We start from the raw sequence: 21,044 nt of genomic DNA, 5'->3' as shown, positions 1-21,044 counted from the left end.
TCAAATGCGCCGGACCGACTCCCTTTCCACGAGAGTGCTCAGAATTGCGATGTTTTCGGCGGGCTTGTCGGGCTCGGCAATCCGTTTGAGCAGCGTGGACACAACCGCCCGGCAGGAGTATCCGATATTTAAATCCATCGTGGTCAGTGGTGGCAGAGAGAGGGCGGATACTTCCGTATTGCCGCTGCCGAGAATGGAGACGTCGTCCGGCACTGTCATGTCATGCTGCTGGAGCGTACGGATGAGTTCGATCGCGGTAAAATCATGATCGCAAATAAAGGCGGTCGGCAGCTTTCTATCCTCGATCAGCTTCCTCAATTTCGCAGAGCCGTCTTCATCCGTATCAAAAAAGAGCGTTTCGTCCACAGGCAGCCCATTCTCTTCAAGCGCGGAGACAATGCCGCTCTCCTTCACCTTGTTCCTGTAGGCCTTCCGGTCGCCGGCAAAGCCGATCCGGGTATGGCCCCTGTCGATTAAATACTTGCACTGCTTGTAACCGGCGTTGATGAAGCTGAACCACACGCTGTCGTAATCGTAAGCCGGCGAATAACCGGTAAGAAAAATCAAATTACGTATCCTTTCGTTGATGAGCGCGGCATAATCCAGGTTGAACCTGCCAATCAGAATCACGCCGTCAAAGACGAAGCCCTTGCTAAGCCGGTAGGGAAGGATCATCCGGTTCTGGGTTTCCTTATCCAGAAATTCAATGCTGTAATCGGCGTCCTCTTTTTGGAGCGCCTGTTCGATCCCCTGCATCATATGGCTGAAATTGCTGTTGTCTTCGCGATAAGGCTTTTGATGAAGCACGAGAATGCGCGGGGACTTCCTTTTCTTCGGTTTGACATAGCCCATTTCCGCCGCTTTCTGTACGATCTTCTCCTTCAATTCGTCGCTGATGCCACTCTGGTCCGACAGAGCCCGGCTGACCGATACCGGCGAGAGGCCCATGGCTTCGGCAATATCGGTAATCGTTACTTTTTTTATTTTCAATCCAATCCCCCGCTTTGTGCTCTATACCTTTTATTTGTATGCCGCTATCATCATACCACTTTTTACCGATTTATTGACGTAAAAAATAACGAAAAATATGTTTATATTTTTGCGTAAATTAAGTATACGAAAATAAAGAAAAACATCGCTGCGTTTTCTTCCTCTTTTTACGAATGGAATCTCCGGATCATGCCGATCCTTGTGTAGTAAATTTACTAAAAAGAAGATATAATTTTGATAAAGATTTGTTAAATTCAGTCGATGTATGGAGCGGAATCAGATGAAAAAATTGACAATCGAAGATGTGGCGCAGAAGGCGGGCGTGTCGAAAAGCACGGTCTCGCAGTTTTTGAACAAGCGCTACAAGTATATGAGCGAGGCGACGAGGAACCGGATCTCCGAGGTGATCGACGAACTGAATTATCAGCCGAACGGGCTGGCGCGGGGTCTGAAACGCAACCGGACGAACACGGTCGGCGTCGTCGTGGGGGATATTAATTACTCACTGTCCATTCAGTGTATCCACGCCATTGAGAACGAGCTTCAGTTAAGCGGAAATCAGGTGATGATTTGCAACGCGGACGAGAATCCGGACAAGGAGAACAAATACGTTGAAACGCTGATGGCCCGGCAGGTGGACGGTCTGATCGTTTTTCCGACAGGGGATGACCCGTCGACCTATCAACGCCTGCTTGACGAACAGTATCCGCTGGTGTTTATGGACCGGCTTATGGAGGGGATTGCGACGCAGAGCCTGCTGGTGGACAATGAGATGGCGGTCAAGATGGCCTTTAAGGAATTCATCCGGCACGGGCATGAGCGGATCGCTCTTCTGACACTGCCGGCCGGCCGGTACGCAATTACCCCTCGCAAGGAACGGGCCTTCAGTTACCGGAGAGCGATCGAGGAAGCGGGGCTTGAGTGGCGGGAAGAGTATGTGTGCAGCGCGCCGAGAGAAGAAATGGGCGAAGCGCTGGAGCGCCTGCTGTCTCTGCCGGAGCCTCCAACCGCCCTGCTCGCTGCCAACGATATCGCGCTTGCCGAAATGCTGAAGTACGCGAATCGGCGGTCCATGTCCATTCCAAGGGATCTATCGGTCATCGGCATTGATGACGCGGAGTACGCGGAGATCTACAATCCCGCAATTACGACGGTGCGCCAGCCCGCATATGAAATGGGCGTACAGGCCGCGAAAATCCTCCTTGCCGGCATAGAAGACACGGGTACCTCTGTGCCGATAACCTACCGGTTCCCCCCGACCCTTATACAGAGACAGTCGGTCCAGGCTGCGCCAAAATCCGAATAAACCGGTTTATAAAACCAAGGACATCATCCGTTTAAGCGGATTAATGTCCCTGGCGGTTCTTCGAGGGAGTGCAGGGTATGGATCGGAAGCGTTTCGCCCGAAGCTCTAGGTCCAGAACCTTCGGACGAATCGTACGGGTTGAAACGCTCCGGTCAGACGGCGCCCGCTTTCATGAACTGTTCCAGCATCTCCCGGGTTGGCAGTCCGTCCATATCGCCCGGCGACATAACCGCTAACGCACCGATAGCATTGCCCCGTCTCACCGCTTCCGCCACGGGGAGCTTCTCCAGCAGCGCGCTGATCACACCGACGGCAAACCCGTCGCCAGCGCCCACCGTGTCAACGACCTGATCGACCTTGAACCCCGGCATAAAGCCTTCCGAATCGGAGGATTTGTAGTATGACCCTTCAGGTCCCAGCTTGATGACGACCAGGGAGACGCCCTGATTCAGGTAGAAGGAGGCGATTTCCTCCGGCGCTGTAAGTCCGGTCAGAATGCGGCTTTCGCCGAGGCCGGGGAGGAACCAGTCGCAGCGTGTGGCCAGATCGTTGATCGTCTCCACCATGGTCTTGGTATCCGGCCAAAGGGACGGGCGCAGGTTGGGATCCAGCGATACAGTTTTGCCGCTGCGCTTCATGAATTCCATCGCGTGTATGGAGAACTCGCGGCATTCCCGGGAGATTGCCGAGGAAATGCCGGTAACGTGCAGATGTCCCGCCGAAGCGAAATAAGACTCATCGAAATCCGCAAGTCCCAGTGTGGAGGCCGCCGAATGTTTGCGGAAATATTCCACCTTCGGATCGCCGGCGGTTACCTTCGATTTGATTAATATGCCGGTCGGATTTTCGCTGGAGAATGTGACGCTAGAGGTATCAATCCCTTCTTTGTTTAGCGCTTTCAAAATGAAGCTTCCGAAGCTGTCCTCTCCAAGCTTGGTTACATAGCCGACTTTATGCTCCAGCCGCGACAATCCTGCAGCAACATTGCTTTCCGCTCCGGCCAACGCTTTCGAGAAAGACATCGCTTCGTCCAGCGGTCCAGTCTCGTTGGCATAAAACATAGCCATCGGCTCGCCGAATGTGACTGCATCCAATCGTTTATTCATTTGGGCTCCTCCTAGGGGGATAGGAAATATCCTGTACTTGGTAATCTGTAGTCTTATTTTAAGGGTATCATATAAACCGATTTTGTACAATAACAAGAGCTTGGAAATTGGAGAATTGTTCATGAAGTAATGATGCGAATTGCTGGAATATTCCTTGATTATCAAGGGTTAATCCCTGTTTTCAACGGATTAGTCCTGTTGCGGCCTCAAAAAAGACATTGACTCTGTCTACAGTTGTTATTACTATTTTATTATTGTAAACAAAGGATTTATTACTGGATTTGATAAAATAATTTATCGTAATTTAGTAATTCATTATCTAATGTGAGAGGAAGTATAGGAATGAAAAAGTTAAAAGTGCTGCAGAATGTAGTTTCGGTCGGTGTGGTCGCTGTCATCCGCGCGGACAACGCCGAAGATGCTTTCCGCATGTCGGAAGCGTGTATTAAAGGCGGACTGACCAATATTGAGGTGACGTTTACGACACCTGAGGCGGATGTCGCCATCAAAAGGCTTGTCGCCGAATATGGTGACCAGGCGGTAATCGGAGCGGGCACGGTGCTGGACCCGATTACCGCCCGGATTGCGATTCTGGCCGGTTCGGAATTCGTAGTCAGCCCTTCTTTTGAAGAAGAGACCGCCAAAATCTGCAACCTTTACGGAATTCCTTACATGCCGGGCACCTTGACGCTGGATGAAATGAAGGCAGCGCTGAAGCTGGGCGTCGATGTGCTGAAGCTGTTCCCGGGCAGCGCCTTCGGACCGGACATCGTCAAGGCCGTCAAGGGACCGATGCCGCATGTGAATATTATGCCTACCGGCGGCGTGGACCTGGACAATATGGAGAAATGGATTCGGGGAGGCTGCATTGCGGTGGGAATCGGCGGCAATTTGACCGCTCCGGCCAAAGAAGGCCGCTATGATCTTATCACCGAGCTGGCCGCCAAGTATGTAGCGAAGTTCCAGGAGATTAAGGCAAGCTCCGTGAAGTAGTTCCGGCTTGGACAGGAGCCGCTTTCCTAATTGGAAGGCGGTTTTTTGGCGTCCGCTGGATCGTATCATTTTGCGCGAGGAATTCAACGAGTTAAAAGAGGCGCAATATGTCATTTTTGTAATAAAATTAGGATGACGGAACGTTTGATTGCCCCATCGTTTCCCTGTATGCTTAGAAAGGTGTGCGCCTGGAAATCAGGCCGTTTATATTTGAAACGATTTAACTCCACGAAAAACGCAGTTATCACAATCTGGTATTCCAAAAAGTTATTACAGATTGCAACAATTCAGCGGTCTTGCGCGTCAGTAAGATTGCATAGAGAGGGGGAACCTTCGTGGTGGAGCAGGGACTCATCAGAGCCGCTCAATCGGGCGATCGCGACGCTCTAATCACCCTATTGCGAGAAATTGAAGGCCATGTGTACAAGACGGCCTTTTACATTTTGCATAATGAGCAGGATGCGCTGGACGCTTCGCAGGAGGCTTTAATCCGGGTATACACCAAAATCGGCTCCTATGAAGAGAAGGCCCAGTTCAAGACCTGGGTTCAGCGGATCGTGACCAATATATGCATTGATAAATTCAGAAAAACAAAACCGACGGTTTCCATTGACGAGCATGAGCTGGTGTTCAAGGACAAGCAAAATGTGGAACGGGATGTGCTGTCCACCTATTTGGCGGAGGATATCCGTGAAGCGATTGACCAGCTGCCCGAGCATCACCGTACGGTTATCGTGCTGCGTTATTTGCAGGATTTTTCTTACAACGAGATAGCGGACTGCCTGGATCTGCCGCTGAACACGGTGAAATCCTATCTGTTCAGGGCAAGACAGCAGCTGCAAAACAGACTTCAGGAGTATCAGAAAGGTGGTGTATCGGGATGAACTGCGCGGAGGTGATGGAATGGATGCACCGTTATTTGGATCATGATTTGAGTCCGGATGAGAGTCTTGAAATGTTCCGTCATATCGACAATTGCCCTTCCTGCGCGGAATTGTTCGAGCGGTTGAACGTGCTCTCCAAAGAGCTGGAACAGCTCCCCGACGTTAGCCCGCCTTTCAGTCTGGTGGATTCGATTCTGCCAAAGCTTGAGGCCATTGACCGGGAGGCTGGTGTTATGGCCGCTAGTCCCGCGGAAGAACCGCAGGCCCAGCCCATGAGTCGCAAGGCGTCGCGGGCGCGGAACCGGAGCTCCTCTCTCGCCCCCCGTTTCGGAATAGGCATAGCCGCTGCGGCGGTGGTGCTTGCCATTGCGATGTTCAATATGCCGGAGAAGCTGCCGGGCGCCCAAGTGGACGAGGAGATGAACAGCAGTGCGCAGTCTAAGCGAAGCGATTCAACTGCAGGCAGCAGCGGAGACGATGCCGCTACGAAAATGACATTTGGCGCAGAGGTAGGAAGCTCCCCGGGAGAAGAGAACTCCACTCCGGCCGATACCGGAGCGTCGATCATGGCTGCGCCGGACAGTTCTTCCCCGGCAGAAGGCGGGCAGAACGGGCAGGGAGGGGGAGCCGCGCCGAAAACCGCCGATCCTGCTGAGAGATCAACGGACAACCGGAAGGGTGAGTCGGCCAAGAGTACGTCACCGGGTACGGAACACAGTGGACAATCGGAGAAATTGGCCCCTCCTTCAGCAGCGGCCGGGACGTCTGAATCGCCGAACGCCGACAAGGAGCTGAGCGATAGCCAAAGCGATCCGATGATACCGGAGAATACGCTGCAAGCCCCGAGCTTCAAAGATGGAGCCGCGGGAATTATGGGGATCGCACCGATCGAAACTCCGCCCGGTTCGCCTGCTGAGCCCCCGTCCTGGACGTCTCCCGACGGCCGGTATACCGCGGCGATCGAGGGGCAGAAACTCGTGATTTACCGCGCCGCAGGGAACAATGCAGAGGGAAGACAGGCTGTTGACACGATTTCCTTTGAAGGCGCATGGGTCTCCGGCGAATGGTCTGCCGACAACCGCCAGTTTACTTATGTGACGTCAGCGGAAGGCAAAGAACTGCGCGGCACATATACCGTACCGCAGGAGACTCCGGCCCATTCGGCCGCCCCTTCGGCATCGGGTTCGGCGGAACCGGCATCCCCGCCGCCGTCTCCGTCTCCGTCGCCGGAATCTTCAACAAAACAGTGAAAAGCTGCACGTTTTGCAGCCAACTGAATACAATACAGTATGGGGACAGGAATTGCCATGGAGCGGCAGTTCCCGGGTGAAGACATCGGTATGACCGGCGGCTGGGAAGTTTCTAGAGCTTCCCGCCCCGCCGTTTATATAGATGAGCCGCGTAAGAGCGAGGAGGCTCCGGCATGGTTGCCGGGGTCTCTTCGCTTTTGCTTGTACACTCACGGATTGTCCAGCATTCGCGCTCTTACGCACCGGTTCGTTTTTTGTTAAACTATTGGAACGAACATTCTCGGCAACAAAGCAGATATGAAAAAAAGGAAGTGGCGCAGCATGGATGCCAAAGCGGCGGCCAAAGAAATCAAGCAGGGGAAGTTCTCCCCCATCTATTGTTTATATGGAAGCGAAAAATTCCGCATGAACGAATTTGCGGCTTTTTTGGAGAGCGAGCTGATTGCGAAGGAGGACCGCGATTTCGCGGTGGTTCCGTTCGATCTTTCCGAGACGCCAATTCAGGCGGTGGTGGAAGAGGCCGAGACCGTGCCGTTTATGGTACCCCGCAAGCTGCTGGTGGTCCGGGACGCCTCGCTGTTCACGGCGGGCAAGGATAATGCCAAGCTGGAACACCGCCCCGAGGTACTTCAGGAATACTTATCCAGTCCCGCCGAATTCAGCGTGATCGTCTTTCTGGTGAACAGCGACAAGCTCGATGAGCGCAAAAAAATCGTCAAGGCGCTGAAATCGGCCGGAACCGTGCTGGCTTTCAACCCACTCGGCGCGGAGGAGCTGCTCCGCTGGGTGGAGAAAGGCATACGCGACCGCGGCAGTGAAGCCGCTCCGGGGGCGGCCGAAGCGCTCATCGCTGCCGCTGGAACGGGGCTTCAGGGACTGTCGGCGGAGATGGACAAGCTGTGCCTGTTCGCAGGCCGCGGGGGAACGGTGGACTCTGCCGCTATAGAGAGTCTGGTGCCGCGCGGAACGGAGCAGAATGTGTTCACGCTGGTGGAGGACATTGCCAATCTGCGGCTGGACAGAGCCTTGAGAACGCTGCATGAGCTGCTCAAGCAGCGGGAGGAGCCGATCAAGATCGCCGCGCTCGTCGCGCGGCAGTTCCGGATTATTTTGCAGGTCAAGGATCTGTCTTCTCAGAGCTACACTCAGGGGCAGATCGCCTCCCAACTCGGGCTTCATCCGTATGCCGTCAAGCTGGCCGGAGAGCAGGCTCGCAAGTTCCGCGGGGAGCAGCTGAGAGAGATTTTGAGCCTCCTCGCCGACCTGGATTTCCAGATGAAGACGGGCGGTATCGATAAGGTGCTGGGGCTGGAGCTGTTCATGCTGCGCCTTGGCGCCGGAAGGACAGCTTAAGAACTCTATCTATGTAAACTATCTTCCTTGATTCTCGTAATAGGCCTGGTCCGCATGCGCGTGGTCGGTCCCCTTCAAGTAGGCGAGAATCAGCTTCGGATGCTTCACAAGAAACCAGTCTCCAGCTTGATCGAACTTTCGGCAGGAGGTAATCATATAGGCTTTGGTCAACGTTCCGTATTTTTTCCCGAAGCGCTTTCCGTAGGTCTTGAGCCTCCGGGCAAAGTCGGCATCCTCGGACATCAGCATATTCTCATTAAAGCCGCCGATGGCATCGAAGTCGCTCTTTCGGCACCAAAATATACCGACCGAGATCGCTCCGTATTTGATTGCCATAGGAACGAGAAGCGCCAGTGCGGATACGGCGATGCCAAGGCTCATCCGCTCGAATCTTCCTGTGGTGCCTCCGCCGATGTATTTTCCCCCGGACAGCTGCCACTCGATTTCGGAGAGCATGTTAGCTGTCATCCGGCTGTCTGCGTCGATCGTCACGATGATTTCTCCTCTGGCTGCCGCTGCACCGGTGTTTCGGATTTGCGATAAATTTTTGCGGTCGTCGTGTACAATAACGCAGTTATACGAGCGTGCGATTTCTTCCGTCTTGTCGGTACAGCGGTTCAGAATGACAATGACCTCAACTTGGCCGACGCAGTTCTCCAAGGCGGCAGCAATGGAGTCCAGACATTTGGTGATATATTTTTCCTCGTTATGCGCGGGAATCAGGACGGAGAAGAGGATCTCTCCCGTTTCATCGGGCCCTGCAAACCTATGATTTTCCATTAAGAATCAACTCCTATTTACGGATGCCGTCAAGCAGCATGTCCGTCATTTTTCGGTACATCCGTCTCACATTTTCCTTATCCAGAAAGCGCGTGTTATTCGCCAATCCAGAATAAGAGGCCAGCAGGGCAAAAGCCATTTCTCCCGGCTCATCCTGCTTGAATTCTCCGCTCTCAATTCCTTCTCGGATAATCTCCTCAAAACGCCGTACATAGCCTGTAATGATAACGCCAAATTTCTGGACCGCTGCGGAGTCAGCCCCGATGGTCGCCATAAAATCCTCGCCGGCTTTGGTAAGCGAAAGATCCACATTATCAGCAAAAAGCTCGCTGTAAGCATACAGCTTGTCGACCGCCGAAGAGAACTGGGCGGAGCGGCTGTCCCAGTCTTTCCAGGAATCTTCGAAGGATGCTTCGGCCAGATGGACAAAAAGATCCTCTTTATTCTTAAAGTGATGATAAATACTGCCTTTGCTTAGACCTGTTGCCGTGCAAATATCGCTGATCGAAACGCCTTTGTATCCTTTTTGCGAAAATAGAGCTTTGGCGTGTGAAAGTATTGTTTCTTTAGTCTGAACCGAATCATGAGAGCGTTGATTAGGAGTCAAAGCCGGGACGCCTCCTTTCAATAAGATACCGAACGTTCGGTATGTTCAAAGGATATATTTTCCAAAGCTTGGTGTCCAGTGAAGAGTTTGTGAATGGAAGGAGCGGGAGGAGAGAATGGAGAGGAGAACGAACAACAAAAAAACCTGAACCGCGTCATCGGGAGCGGTCAGGTTCTTCAATTGCTCGATATAGAAGCTCTTAGCCCTGAGCGGAAAGAGCGTTCAATTTCTTCGCCAAGCGGGATTTCTTACGGGCAGCCGCATTTTTATGAACCAGACCTTTAGTTACGGCCTTGTCCAGCTTCTGGGAAGCAGCTTGGATAGCAGCTTTGGCAGTTTCTACTTCCGTACCTTCCACCGCGAGGTCGGCAGCTTTGACAGCTGTACGAAGGGCGGATTTTTGGGAAGCGTTCAGCGCACGGCGTTTTTCCGTTGTCTTAACGCGTTTTACCGCGGATTTAATGTTTGGCATTGCATTCACCTCCTGTAAGGCATTCGGAAATCATCAAAATGATTCACAACTTAAAATAGTTTAGCATGCAGAGCGGCAAAATGCAACAAGGAACCATGTAAATTCCCCGTCTCTTTTTGCATAATCCTGCCTCTCCTCCCGCACACTAGTAGTCAGGAAGAAACTTGATTTCTTATTGTTAAAAAGGATAGGAGGCGCATAACGTATGGAACTGGATCTGCAGCTTTATTCAGTGCGTACCGACTTGGCGGTAGAGTCCAAGGAAATGGCCCAGCGCTTGAGCAATATGCCGATTCCCGGGGTGAACGAGGAAGTAGAGGAGTCGGACGGGATCAAAATAACACGGCTTGCCGTGAGCAACGATGCCGGCTCCCAGCAAATCGGGCGGGCGATCGGCAATTATGTCACGCTGGAAATTCCCGGACTGCGGGGCGGAGATACGGCTCTTCAGCAAAAAGTGTCCGAAGCCTTCGCCCGCGAGTTCGAAAGCTTTATGTCGCGGATCGGAATCGGCAAGAATGCATCCGTGCTCATTGTCGGGCTCGGCAACTGGAACGTGACTCCGGACTCGCTCGGGCCGCTCGTGGTGGAGAACGCCCTGATTACCCGCCAATTTTACGAGCTGATGCCGGATCAGGTATCCCCGGGCTACCGGAACGTCAGCGCCGTCGCTCCTGGCGTGCTGGGACTTACCGGGATTGAATCGAGCGAGATCGTTCAGGGGATTGTCGAGCGCACGAAGCCGGACGCCATTATTGCCATTGATGCCCTGGCCTCCCGTTCGCTGGAGAGGGTCAACACGACGATCCAAATTGCCGATATCGGCATTCACCCCGGCTCAGGCATCGGCAATAAACGGCGCGGACTGACGCGCGAGGTGCTGGGCATCCCTTGTATCGCCATCGGCGTGCCGACGGTATGCTACGCCTCCACCATTGTGGGCAACGTGCTGGAAATGATGAGAAGCCACTTCGGCGGGGCGGACGGTCGGACCAAGGAAATTATGGGGCTGCTGGACAGCATTTCGGAGCAGGAGCGGCTGGCTTTGGTCAAGGAAGTGCTGGAGCCGCTCGGCCATGATCTGATTGTAACGCCGAAGGAAATCGACGAATTTATCGAAGATATCGCCAACGTTGTGGCCACCGGACTGAATGCGGCACTGCATGACGCCGTCGATCCCGGAAATGTTGGGGCTTATACCCACTGATCTGGCTAAATCAGCCTCGTCCGGTTTACCGGGGACGAACAGGCGATCGTTCCGATGAACGGCCATTCTTTTACAGCGCCTCACGAAGCCGGTATTTACTATTACGGAGTGTCGGCTTTTTGGAAGACGGAGGATGGTTTGTATTCCACAGGCGATACCTCTTCTGTGTTCAAGATCGAGGTATCCTCCGGGGATAATTAAATGAAAGCAATGAGCGAGGGCGAGCCTAATGAGGCCCGCTCTTTTTTTGCCGGGAGAAGGCATCACTGCGCATAGCGGGGGATTTTGTCTTTCTTTCGTTCTACCGTCTCTCTTCCGCTCATAGATTTGAAGTATAAGAGATTACAGCGAGCATGAGGAGGACATAACAATAATGAACAGAAAATGGTTTCATCTGTGGAACATCGGCCGTTTGCGTTCCAAGGCCCTTGACGCTTTGGCGCTTGGCAGGACGATGCTGCTCCTTGCCATAGGTTCCCTGGTCTTCTTCATCCTGCTGGGAACCGGGGGCATGGCGGGAGAGAGGCTGGATAACTCGCCGCTTCCTTCGATGAAAGGTCTTGCGGCTTCCCTCTCCGGCGGCCTGTTTAAGGAGCTTCTCGGGATGGAAGTCCCGCATCTGCCCAAGTCGAAGGAACCCTCCGCGCTGTCGGGAGGGAATGTCACGAGCTTCGTGTTTCAGCTTCTGACCAGCGTGAACCCTGGGGACCCGAAAAGCCTGCTGTCCCGGGAGGTCCCGGGGATGGCCGCCGACGACGCCGTGCTGCTGCGCAAAGGCTCCGGCGGAGTGGAGGGTGCTCCGGTCGATTATCATCCCGGAGCGGACGAGCCGGCGGAAGCAACGCCTGCGCCGACATCCGGGGGAAGCGCCGGAGCGCAAGAGACGCCGCTGCCGGAGAATAGCGACGCTCCGGCGCCGTCATCTGCTCCCGCCCAGGATAGTGGATCTGCAGACACGGAGTTGAAGCGGATTATGATCTACCATTCCCATCCGCGCGAAGCATACAATCCGCTGCTGTCCGCCAAGAGCGACAATCCCAGCTCCGCCGACCCTTCCAAAAATGTCATGATGGTCGGGTCCTACATCACCCAGCGGCTCGAGAAACGGGGCATCGGCACTCTCCATTCCACGGTGGACTATGCCACCAGGGTCGCCGATTACAACTGGAACTTTTCCTATAAATACTCCCGCGTGACCGTCAAAGCCGCGATGAGCGAGAATGAGGGAATGAGCGAATTGATCGACATTCACCGCGACTCGCAGCGGCATGACAAGACGACTACGGTTATCGGCGGAAAAAGCTACGCGCAGGTATATTTTATTCTGGGCCGTTCGAACAAGGACTGGAAGAAGAATGAGGAGTTCGCCAATAAAATTCATCAGCTTCTGGAGAAGCGCTACCCGGGAGTTTCCCGCGGCATCTGGGGCAAATCGTCGGGCAAGGGCAATAACGGGGAGTATAACCAGTCGATGTCGCCGAACAGCGTCCTGATCGAGGTGGGCGGCATAGACAGCACTGAAGCCGAGCTGAAGGCAACCTCCGATATCCTGGCAGATGCCATCGCGGATTTATATTGGAGCAGTCATAAGGCGGAAAAAGCAAACACCGAGGGCGGAACGGCAACGGCGCCGGCTGCGCAATAACAGGCAGAAGCCGTCCGTTAAACAGTCCGAATGTTCCGGGCCGGGGGCATGCATGAATGGAATGAAAGGGTGGGTAAAGATGTCTCGATTCGGAAAAAAGATGGTGGCAGTCGGCATTTGGGCCGGAATCGGCGTACTGGTGGGCATGCAGTTCGGCGGGAGCGGCGGTACCACATCTTCTCCCGTTCCGGGCTGGAGCGTCATTTCCGGAGGCGTTCAGAACACGGCGCCAGTCCCGCAGCCCCAGAACGGGACGGTCACCGGGCTTCAGGTGCAGAGTGACGGAAAAGGGGGATACATCTACGTTCCTGTAACCCTTGCACCCTCGGCCGTTCCGCAAGTCCAGACTCCGGCAGCGGAGCAGCCCGCAGCCGGCACCCCATCGTCCCCGGCAAGTGCTCAGCAGCAGATGGTCCCGAACTACAGCAGCACGCTTACGCCGGGGCAGATCCTTATTCCAGGGGAGCATAAATCCACGGTGGACGAGCTGGCGGACAAGACGGCGGGACTGCTTCAGCATGCGTCGCAGCGGGGAATCCGCTGGGTAGTCTCGCTGTTTGATTCTTCCGAATAAAACGCGGCAAGTATTACCTCGCCCTCTAAAGGAACGGCAGCTTCGTCCTTCAGTGGATAAAAATATCATGCGCTCAAGCAGGGGAGCCGGATTGCTGGGGGGAACATGTACTGCTATAATAAGATGATTACAACAGCCTGTCTGTGGGGGTAAGGAATGACTGACGTTAAGAAAAGGCAAGAACAAATCCGCAATTTCTCGATAATTGCACATATAGACCACGGCAAGTCGACGCTGGCCGACCGGATTCTGGAGTACACCGGAGCGCTCACTTCGCGCGAAATGCAGGAGCAGGTGCTCGACCAGATGGACCTTGAGCGCGAACGCGGCATTACGATCAAGCTGCAGGCCGTTCGCCTCACTTATCGCGCCGACGACGGGGAAGAATATCTGCTTAACCTGATCGACACGCCGGGGCATGTCGATTTCACCTATGAAGTTTCGCGAAGCCTCGCGGCCTGTGAAGGCGCGCTGCTCGTTGTAGACGCGGCCCAGGGCATCGAGGCCCAGACGCTGGCCAACGTCTACCTGGCGCTGGACAACAATCTGGAAATTTTGCCGGTCGTCAACAAGATCGATCTGCCGAGCGCGGACCCGGAGCGGGTCAAGCAGGAGATCGAGGACGTCATCGGCCTGGACGCGAGCGAGGCGGTGCTTGCTTCCGCCAAGGCGGGCATCGGCATCAAGGAGATTCTGGAGCAGGTGGTCAAACAGGTACCGCCGCCTTTCGGGAGATCCCGAACAGCCGCTGAAGGCGCTGATCTTCGACTCGCATTACGACCCGTACAAAGGGGTAATCGTCTATGTCCGGGTAGTTGACGGCAGCATCCGCGCCGGCTCGAAGATCAAGATGATGGCGACGGACAAGACCTTCGAGGTTATTGAAGTCGGCGCGTTTATGCCGCGCATGAGCATCGTCAGCGAACTGAACGTCGGTGATGTAGGCTTTATCGTTGCCGGCATCAAGCATGTTGGCGATACCCGGGTCGGTGATACCGTGACGGACGCCAAGCGCCCGACAGCCGAGCCGCTGCCCGGCTACCGGAAGATCAATCCGATGGTATACTGCGGGCTCTATCCGATCGAGACGTCGGATTATAACGATCTGCGCGAGGCGCTGGAGAAGCTGCAGCTTAACGACGCGTCGCTGAGCTTCGAGCCCGAGACTTCGAGCGCGCTCGGCTTCGGCTTCCGCTGCGGATTCCTCGGCCTGCTGCATATGGAGATTATCCAGGAGCGTATTGAACGGGAGTTCAATATTCCGCTCATTACGACGGCACCGAGCGTAATTTACCGGATCAAGCTGACGAATGGCGAAATGATCGAGATCGACAACCCGTCGAACTATCCGGAGATCGGCAAGATCGAGTATGTTGAGGAGCCGTACGTCAAGGCGGCTGTTATCGTGCCTAACGATTTTGTCGGCACGGTCATGGAGCTGTGCCAGAACAAGCGCGGCGAATTCGTCAACATGGAATACCTGGACGAGAACCGGGTGACCATCACTTATCAAATTCCGCTGTCGGAAATCGTCTACGATTTCTTCGACCAACTGAAATCCGGAACAAAGGGCTATGCGTCCTTCGATTACGAATTGTCCGGTTACCGCCAGTCGAATCTGGTTAAGATGGACATTCTGCTTAACGGCGAACAGGTCGACGCCCTGTCGTTCATTGTTCACCGCGACCGGGCCTATAACCGGGGCCGCATCATTTGCGAGAAGCTGCGCGGCCTCATTCCGCGCCAGATGTTCGAGGTGCCGATTCAGGCTTCGGTCGGAACGAAGGTCGTTGCCCGCGAGACGGTCAAGGCAATGCGCAAGAACGTGCTTGCCAAGTGCTATGGCGGCGACATTTCGCGGAAGCGGAAGCTGCTGGAGAAGCAGAAGGAAGGCAAGAAACGTATGAAGCAGGTCGGCAGCGTCGAGGTACCGCAGGAAGCGTTCATGGCGGTGCTCAAGATCGACGAGTAGATATTCAGGCAAATATCGCAGTTTATTCATCCAGGGAAGCCAAGGTGGCTTCCCTTTTCATCTAAGGAGGACAGCTTAATGACCAACCTGTCAGGCTTGCAAGCGAGCCGTCCGCCCGAGGCGGTGTACATTCATATTCCTTTCTGCACGAACAAGTGCTTTTATTGCGATTTCAACTCTTATGTATTGAAGGATCAGCCCGTCATGGATTATCTTCGCGCGCTGGAGCAGGAGATGGAGCTCACTGTCCGCGATAATCCGCCGGGTGTGATTCGCAGCATCTTTGTGGGCGGCGGGACGCCTACGGTGCTGAAGCCGGAGGAGATGGAGTATTTTCTGAAGACGGTGCGCACCTACTTCCCGAACTGGGCGGAGGATATCGAGTTCTCGATGGAGGCAAATCCCGGCACAACCGATCCGGACAAGCTGGCAGTCATGAAGGCGGGCGGGGTGAACCGCGTCAGCTTTGGCGTGCAGGCGTTCCAGAACGAGCTCTTGAGCGGGATCGGCCGCATTCACAACACCGACGATGTTTACCGCAGCCTTGACAATGCCCGCGCCGCAGGGCTCACCAACCTGTCGATCGACCTGATGTTCGGCCTGCCGAACCAGACGGTTGATATGCTGGGTGAGAGCATCAAGCGGGCGCTTGCCCTCGGCCTGCCCCATTACTCCATTTACAGCCTCAAGGTGGAGGAGAACACGCTGTTTCATACGCTTTTTAACAAGAATCAGCTGCCGCTTCCTACAGAAGAGGATGAGCTGGCGATGTATCTGCTGCTGATGTCTTCCATGGAAGAGGCGGGCTACGGGCAGTATGAAATCAGCAACTTCGCCAAGCCTGGAATGGAGAGCCGTCATAATATCACTTATTGGCGCAATCAGGATTACTACGGTCTGGGAGCCGGAGCGCACGGATATGCGCGGCGCATGCGGCATATCAATGTGAAGGGCGTGAGCCCATATATTGAGGCGACCAAGAACGGCCTGCCCCGGCTGAATGCTTATCCGGTAACGCAGGAAGAGGCCATGGAGGACTTCATGATGGTGGGCCTGCGAATGCGGGAGGGCGTGACCGGCGAAGCTTTCCGGAAGCAGTTCGGCCGGCAGCTGGAGGACGTATTCGGAAGACCGCTGCAAAAAATGCTGAGCGCCGGTCTGCTTGAACATGAAGGCGGAAACTACCGATTGAGCCGCCAGGGCATTTTATTCGGAAATGATGTGTTCGGAGAATTTGTCGGAGTTTTGACGGAAATTTAATTTTTAAAATACCTATTGAATCCTAATTCACCATGTTGTATATTTATTCATAGTTATTTATGGAGGAGTGAAGCACAGTGCTTGCCAAGCCGAGACCCGCAGAGCCGGAACCAACGTCCGCAGCTATTTGCAGAAGCGCTACTTTGGAAGATGTTGAGCCGTTGTATTTGATGATAGAAGAGTATGCGCAGCGCGGGATCATGCTGCCCCGTTCCCGAAAGGTACTGGAGAGGCAGATTGATCAGTTCGTTGTAGCGGAAGTTAACGGTAGGGTTGTAGGCTGTGGTTCGCTGTGCCGCCTTGGAAATGATCTTGTCGAGATTCGTTCGCTCGGCCTGCGCGATGAGTGCAAGGGTCAAGGGATCGGCTCCATGATTGTGGAGGAGCTGACCAAGGAAGCGAGACGCCAGAAGATTCCGAAGATTATGGCGCTGACTTATGCCGTCAACTTCTTCCTGAAGAACGGCTTTCATATCGTCAACAAGGAGATTTTCCCCGAAAAGGTATGGACCGACTGCGTCAACTGCTCCAAGCAGCATGCCTGCGACGAAATCGCCGTTCTCAAAATGCTGGACTAATACAAGGTATTAATAAATCGACCACTCTTCGCCGGCAGGCTTGTCCCATCCGGCGCGGAGTGGTTATTTGACTTTTTGGGGTTTTGGGAGGTCGGACTGCCCGGAAAAGCAGTGTAAAGCTAAGGCAAAATCGCCTGCACCCGCCTTGCCGACTCACTTGACAATGTTAAGCTCGGTTTGGTATTTTTGTATTAGTGATTAGCACTCTATGGAGATGAGTGCTAACGAGCGAATTCCACAGGCGGACAGGAGGGAATGACATGTTAACCGAACGCCAGAAAATGATATTGAACGCCATTGTGGATGACTATATCCGTTCGGCCGAGCCGGTAGGATCGCGAAGCATATCCAAACGGGGCGATGTCAAGTTCAGTCCCGCCACGATTCGCAATGAGATGGCCGATTTGGAAGAGCTGGGATTCCTGGAACAGCCGCATACGTCGGCGGGCCGGATTCCGTCCCATAAAGGCTACCGCTATTATGTGGACCATCTTGTGCCGTGGAATTCGGCAGGATCGGCCGAAACGGAAACGATCCGCGCTTTTTTCGCCGAGAAGCTGAATGCGACCGAGCAGTTGATTCAACATACGGCCATGATTTTATCGACGATGACGAATTATACTTCCATCCTGCTGGGACCGGAGGTTTTTCATACTTCACTGCGCCATTTTCAGCTGCTGCCGTTGGATGACCGGACCGCCGTGGCGATTATCGTCACCAGCACCGGACAGGTTGAGAACCGGAAAATCAACATCCCTCCGGAGATTTCGGTTTCCGAAATGGAGAAGGTAGTCAATCTGCTCAACAGCAAGCTTGTGAATGTACCCCTTTACAAACTGAAGAGCAGGCTTTACTCCGAGCTTGGGGAGGAGATGCAGCGTCATATTTCCCATTATGAGGAACTGATGCATATGCTTGACGAGGCGCTCGAAAGCGACCCGGAACCGCGCATTTACCTCAGCGGTGCCACCAACATGCTGACCCAGCCGGAATTCCGGGATGTCGACAAGGTCAAGGATATCCTTGATCTGCTGGAGGAGACACCTACTCTGCTCAAAATGCTCGCTCCGGCCTCCGGAGGCACCGGCATTCAGGTCCGGATCGGCACCGAGAACAAGCATGAAGCCTTTTCAGACTGCAGCCTGATTACCGCAACCTATTCGGTTGACGGCGAGGCGCTCGGAAGCATTGGCATTCTGGGACCGACCCGGATGGAATATGCGAAGGTGATGGGCATTTTGGGCATTTTGTCCCGGGATTTGACATCGCTGCTTCGTCACTGGTATAAGTGAATTTAGTGCAAAATGATTACCGTGATCATCTTAAGGAGGTGAACTTACTTGAAAGAGGAACAGGTTCAAGAATCGGGCGTGACCGAAGATACCAACATTAGCGGAGAAAGCGCGGCCGACCAGGCCGAAGCCGTCTCGGATAACCATAGCGAAGCGGCCGAAGAAGCCGTACATGCGGCTTCCGGCGACAGCGAGGAAATCAAGCGTCTGCAGGAGGCTGCGGACGAGTATCAAGGACGTCTGCTTCGTGTGCAGGCCGACTATGACAATTTCCGCCGCCGCACCTTGAAGGAGAAAGAGGATCTGGCCCAATACGCCACCTCCAAGCTGGTTACGGAATTGCTGCCGGTACTGGATAATTTCGAACGCGCGCTGGCGACGGCGCCGGCCGGAGAGGAAGGCGGCGCGTTCAGCAAAGGCGTGAATATGATTTTTCGCCAGCTGGAAGGGGTATTGAAGTCCGAGGGACTGACGCCTATGGAAACGGTGGGACAGCCATTCAACCCGGAATTCCATCAGGCCATCATGCAGGTGGAGAGCGACGAGTACGAGGAAGGCATTGTTACGGAGGAAGTCCAGAAGGGCTACCTTTTGAAGAACAAGGTGCTTCGTCCCGCGATGGTCAAAGTCAGCATGTAGTCAATATAATAGACGCATGAATCGCCGGAAGCCTATTCCGGCGATATTGCCGTGCGTTGTACCTGTCATGCTCGCGGCTTCCCGGCTGCGGCAAATGGGTGCCAGGGCAGTATCTCATTCGCAAAACTTAAGCAAATGCTTACGAAGCGAGTTTTGCTGAAGTTATTAACGAGGGCAAATTCAATCGCAAAACTTGGAGAATGCTTACGAAGCGAGTTTTACTGAAGTTTTATCTTGGCAGTATCTCATTCGTAAAACTTTTAAGGAGGCAAATTACTGTGAGCAAAGTTATCGGTATCGACCTTGGAACCACGAACTCATGCGTGGCCGTAATGGAAGGCGGCGAAGCCGTCGTCATCCCTAACCCGGAAGGCGCGCGCACGACCCCTTCGGTTGTAGGCTTTAAGAAAGACGGCGAGCGTATTGTCGGCGAAACGGCGAAGCGCCAGGCGATCACGAACCCGGACCGTACGATCATCTCGATCAAACGGCATATGGGCACGAACCATAAAGAAACCATCGACGGTAAAGACTACTCGCCGCAAGAAATTTCCGCAATGATCCTGCAAAAGCTGAAATCCGACGCCGAAGCTTACCTCGGCCAAGCGGTTACTCAAGCGGTTATCACCGTTCCTGCGTATTTCAACGACAGCCAGCGTCAGGCGACCAAGGATGCGGGCAAAATCGCCGGTCTCGAAGTTCTGCGTATCGTGAATGAGCCAACAGCGGCGGCGCTTGCATACGGTCTGGAGAAATCCGAAGACCAAACGATCCTCGTCTATGACCTTGGCGGCGGTACGTTCGACGTTTCCATTCTGGAACTGGGCGACGGCTTCTTCGAAGTAAAAGCGACGAGCGGCGACAACCGTCTCGGCGGCGACGACTTTGACCAAAAAGTTATCGACTACCTCGTAGCCGAGTTCAAAAAAGAGCAAGGCATCGACCTGAGCAAAGATAAAGCGGCTGTTCAACGTTTGAAAGACGCGGCAGAAAAAGCCAAGAAAGAGCTGTCCGGCGTACTGACCACTACGGTCTCCCTGCCGTTCATTACCGTTGTAGACGGCGTGCCGCAGCACTTGGAGGTCAACCTGACTCGCGCCAAATTCGACGAACTGACTGCAGATCTCGTTGAACGCACACTCGGACCGACTCGGCAGGCGTTGAACGACGCAGGCATGACTCCGGCTGATCTGGACAAAATCGTGCTTGTTGGCGGTTCCACCCGGATTCCGGCCGTACAAGAAGCCATCAAGAAGCTGACCGGCAAAGAGCCGCACAAAGGCGTTAACCCGGATGAAGTGGTGGCCCTTGGTGCCGCGGTTCAAGCGGGCGTATTGACCGGCGACGTGAAAGACGTGGTCCTGCTGGACGTAACTCCGCTGTCCCTCGGTATCGAAACCGCAGGCGGCGTATTCACGAAGATGATCGACCGCAACACAACGATCCCGACCAGCAAATCGCAAATCTTCTCTACGTTTGCCGATAATCAACCAAGCGTTGAGATTCATGTCCTGCAAGGTGAACGCCAAATGGCTAACGGCAACAAAACGCTGGGACGCTTCATGCTGAGCGAGATCCCGCCGGCACCGCGCGGCGTACCGCAAATCGAAGTTACCTTCGACATCGATGCCAACGGTATCGTGAACGTATCCGCTACGGATAAAGGCACGAACAAGAGCCAGAAGATCACGATCACTTCCTCCGGCGGTCTGAGCGATGCTGATATCGAGCAAATGATGAAGGACGCCGAGCTTCATGCCGAAGAGGACCGTATCCGCAAGGAATTGGTTGAAGCGAAGAACAATGCCGACCAACTCGTCTATGCGACGGATAAAGTCATCAAGGATCTTGGAGACAAAGTAGACGCATCCGAGATTGAAAAAGCGAACCAGGCTAAGGACAAAGTGAAGTCCGCGCTGGAAACTGATAATCTGGAAGAAATCAAGGCGGCTACCGATGCGTTGAACGAAATCGTACAGCAGCTGTCCGTGAAGCTGTATGAACAAGCGGCTCAAGCTCAGCAAGGAGCTGAAGGCGCGGCTGACGCAGGCGAAGGCGCCAAGCGAGACAACGTAGTCGACGCGGACTATGAAGTGGTTGACGACGACAAGAATCAAGGATAAAGTTAAACGATAA

General features: G+C 54.1%; 19 protein-coding genes and 1 pseudogene. 15 read left to right on the top strand and 5 right to left on the bottom strand.

Features of this window, described 5'->3' with window-relative positions:
• Complete coding sequence (locus PSAB_RS17895) at window positions 1-990, bottom strand: LacI family DNA-binding transcriptional regulator (protein ID WP_025335962.1); 990 nt, start codon at window positions 988-990, stop codon at window positions 1-3.
• 280 nt (window positions 991-1,270) lie between these two features.
• On the opposite strand from PSAB_RS17895, the gene PSAB_RS17890 reads away from it, so the two are divergent.
• Entirely contained in the window at window positions 1,271-2,296 is a 1,026-nt protein-coding gene (locus PSAB_RS17890; protein WP_025335961.1) for a LacI family DNA-binding transcriptional regulator, read from the top strand.
• A 152-nt stretch (window positions 2,297-2,448) separates the two neighbouring features.
• Here PSAB_RS17890 and PSAB_RS17885 read toward each other — a convergent pair whose 3' ends face one another.
• Window positions 2,449-3,402 (bottom strand): sugar kinase, encoded by a 954-nt coding sequence (locus PSAB_RS17885; protein ID WP_025335960.1) that lies wholly within the window; start codon window positions 3,400-3,402, stop codon window positions 2,449-2,451.
• A gap of 342 nt (window positions 3,403-3,744) precedes the next feature.
• Between PSAB_RS17885 and PSAB_RS17880 the strand changes: the two genes are divergently transcribed.
• The 4 genes from PSAB_RS17880 (at window position 3,745) to holA (ending at window position 7,882) form a co-directional block, all read left to right on the top strand.
• The gene (locus PSAB_RS17880) at window positions 3,745-4,395 is read left to right on the top strand and encodes a bifunctional 2-keto-4-hydroxyglutarate aldolase/2-keto-3-deoxy-6-phosphogluconate aldolase (protein ID WP_025335959.1); all 651 of its coding nucleotides are present in this window, start codon (window positions 3,745-3,747) and stop codon (window positions 4,393-4,395) included.
• Between the two features lie 335 nt (window positions 4,396-4,730).
• Complete coding sequence (locus PSAB_RS17875; RefSeq protein WP_025335958.1) at window positions 4,731-5,279, top strand: RNA polymerase sigma factor; 549 nt, start codon at window positions 4,731-4,733, stop codon at window positions 5,277-5,279.
• Entirely contained in the window at window positions 5,276-6,529 is a 1,254-nt protein-coding gene (locus PSAB_RS17870; RefSeq protein ID WP_025335957.1) for a zf-HC2 domain-containing protein, read from the top strand. The genes PSAB_RS17875 and PSAB_RS17870 overlap by 4 nt, the downstream gene beginning before the upstream one ends.
• A gap of 321 nt (window positions 6,530-6,850) precedes the next feature.
• The gene (gene holA, locus PSAB_RS17865) at window positions 6,851-7,882 is read left to right on the top strand and encodes a DNA polymerase III subunit delta (protein WP_025335956.1); all 1,032 of its coding nucleotides are present in this window, start codon (window positions 6,851-6,853) and stop codon (window positions 7,880-7,882) included.
• Between the two features lie 18 nt (window positions 7,883-7,900).
• Here the strand turns inward: holA and PSAB_RS17860 are convergent, their stop codons facing one another.
• The 3 genes from PSAB_RS17860 to rpsT all read right to left on the bottom strand — a co-directional run bounded on the left by PSAB_RS17860 (window position 7,901) and on the right by rpsT (window position 9,741).
• Entirely contained in the window at window positions 7,901-8,662 is a 762-nt protein-coding gene (locus PSAB_RS17860) for a glycosyltransferase (RefSeq protein WP_025335955.1), read from the bottom strand.
• A 13-nt stretch (window positions 8,663-8,675) separates the two neighbouring features.
• On the bottom strand, window positions 8,676-9,269 hold the full coding sequence (locus tag PSAB_RS17855) for a TetR/AcrR family transcriptional regulator (RefSeq protein WP_025335954.1): 594 nt from the start codon (window positions 9,267-9,269) through the stop codon (window positions 8,676-8,678).
• 199 nt (window positions 9,270-9,468) lie between these two features.
• A complete protein-coding gene (gene rpsT / locus PSAB_RS17850) occupies window positions 9,469-9,741 on the bottom strand; it encodes a 30S ribosomal protein S20 (protein ID WP_025335953.1) in 273 nt (90 codons plus the stop codon).
• A gap of 205 nt (window positions 9,742-9,946) precedes the next feature.
• Between rpsT and gpr the strand changes: the two genes are divergently transcribed.
• The 10 genes and pseudogenes from gpr (at window position 9,947) to dnaK (ending at window position 21,031) form a co-directional block, all read left to right on the top strand.
• On the top strand, window positions 9,947-10,948 hold the full coding sequence (gene gpr / locus PSAB_RS17845) for a GPR endopeptidase (protein ID WP_025335952.1): 1,002 nt from the start codon (window positions 9,947-9,949) through the stop codon (window positions 10,946-10,948).
• Window positions 10,949-11,002: 54 nt separating this feature from the next.
• On the top strand, window positions 11,003-11,149 hold the full coding sequence (locus PSAB_RS25820; protein ID WP_158442600.1) for a hypothetical protein: 147 nt from the start codon (window positions 11,003-11,005) through the stop codon (window positions 11,147-11,149).
• 172 nt (window positions 11,150-11,321) lie between these two features.
• Window positions 11,322-12,593, top strand: a complete 1,272-nt coding sequence (locus PSAB_RS17840; RefSeq protein WP_025335951.1) for a stage II sporulation protein P — start codon at window positions 11,322-11,324, stop codon at window positions 12,591-12,593.
• A 79-nt stretch (window positions 12,594-12,672) separates the two neighbouring features.
• A complete protein-coding gene (locus PSAB_RS17835) occupies window positions 12,673-13,167 on the top strand; it encodes a hypothetical protein (RefSeq protein ID WP_038597309.1) in 495 nt (164 codons plus the stop codon).
• A 156-nt stretch (window positions 13,168-13,323) separates the two neighbouring features.
• A pseudogene (lepA, locus tag PSAB_RS17830) lies at window positions 13,324-15,139 on the top strand (translation elongation factor 4).
• Window positions 15,140-15,217: 78 nt separating this feature from the next.
• Complete coding sequence (gene hemW / locus PSAB_RS17825) at window positions 15,218-16,399, top strand: radical SAM family heme chaperone HemW (RefSeq protein ID WP_025335949.1); 1,182 nt, start codon at window positions 15,218-15,220, stop codon at window positions 16,397-16,399.
• Window positions 16,400-16,476: 77 nt separating this feature from the next.
• Window positions 16,477-16,977, top strand: a complete 501-nt coding sequence (locus PSAB_RS17820) for an N-acetyltransferase (RefSeq protein ID WP_025335948.1) — start codon at window positions 16,477-16,479, stop codon at window positions 16,975-16,977.
• A 260-nt stretch (window positions 16,978-17,237) separates the two neighbouring features.
• Window positions 17,238-18,269, top strand: coding sequence for a heat-inducible transcriptional repressor HrcA (gene hrcA / locus PSAB_RS17815; RefSeq protein ID WP_025335947.1), 1,032 nt, complete (start codon window positions 17,238-17,240; stop codon window positions 18,267-18,269).
• 48 nt (window positions 18,270-18,317) lie between these two features.
• Window positions 18,318-18,908, top strand: coding sequence for a nucleotide exchange factor GrpE (gene grpE, locus PSAB_RS17810; RefSeq protein WP_025335946.1), 591 nt, complete (start codon window positions 18,318-18,320; stop codon window positions 18,906-18,908).
• A gap of 278 nt (window positions 18,909-19,186) precedes the next feature.
• Complete coding sequence (gene dnaK / locus PSAB_RS17805) at window positions 19,187-21,031, top strand: molecular chaperone DnaK (protein ID WP_025335945.1); 1,845 nt, start codon at window positions 19,187-19,189, stop codon at window positions 21,029-21,031.
• The last annotated feature ends 13 nt before the right edge of the window (window positions 21,032-21,044 follow it).

This window comes from Paenibacillus sabinae T27, assembly GCF_000612505.1.
Lineage (GTDB): Bacteria > Bacillota > Bacilli > Paenibacillales > Paenibacillaceae > Paenibacillus_AQ > Paenibacillus_AQ sabinae.
The sequence above is the reverse complement of the archived record's forward strand: the minus strand, read 5'-3'. Positions and strand labels throughout refer to the sequence as shown.